Raw genomic sequence first — 705 nt, 5'->3', positions numbered from 1 at the left:
GCACGGTTGCGGGAGGTGCGGGAGCGGGTGGACCGCGCCGCCGCGCTGGTGCGTGCCCCGGCGGTGCGGGAGATGGTGGCCGCGGCGGCGCCGCTGGCCCAGCGCTATGCCGCCGAACTGGATGAGGCCATGGCCGCCCGCCAGCGCCTGCTGGCCCTGCGCGACGGCCGCTTCTTCCCCGCCCAGGCGGAATTCGACCAGCGCTTCGACGCGGTGCTGAACAACCTGGCCTTCGAGGTGCCGTCCGCCGAGACCCAGGCGCTGCTGCGCGAGCGGCTGATGGCCTACCAGGGCGCGGTCAACGAGATCCGCACCGCCCTCCAGCGCTTCCTGGCGACGGAGGAGGTGGCGCAGAACCGCCGCGCCAAGCGCGCCGCGGCCCAGGCGCGCGTGCATGGGCGCGGATTGCGTGCCGGCGCCATGTCGGACCAGTTCGGGCAGGACCTGGAGCGGCTGCTGGCCCAGGGTGAGGTGATCGCCGCCGCCGCGCAGGATCTGATGACCGCGATGGATGAGGCGGCGGCGCTGCGCGCGGACCGCGTGGTGCCCGCGCGCGCGGCGCTGGAAAGCGCGATGGCCCGGGCCTCGGAGCGGGTGGCTGGCAGCGTGGCGCAGGGCATGGCGGCCACCCAGGCCGCGATCGAGGATGTGCGGAACGAGGCACTGCTGGCGGCGGCGGCGACGGTGCTGATGCTGCTGCTGGCG

The 705-nt window shown here is 75.5% G+C and carries 1 pseudogene; it reads left to right on the top strand.

From position 1 onward, the window contains the following. Positions 1-705 (top strand): annotated as a pseudogene (locus tag IBL25_RS26470) (methyl-accepting chemotaxis protein); the annotation flags it as partial.

Origin of the sequence: Pseudoroseomonas ludipueritiae, assembly GCF_014490445.1 — a bacterium.
Classification (GTDB): Bacteria; Pseudomonadota; Alphaproteobacteria; order Acetobacterales; family Acetobacteraceae; genus Pseudoroseomonas; species Pseudoroseomonas ludipueritiae.
This window is presented reverse-complemented; position numbering and strand designations above follow the sequence as displayed.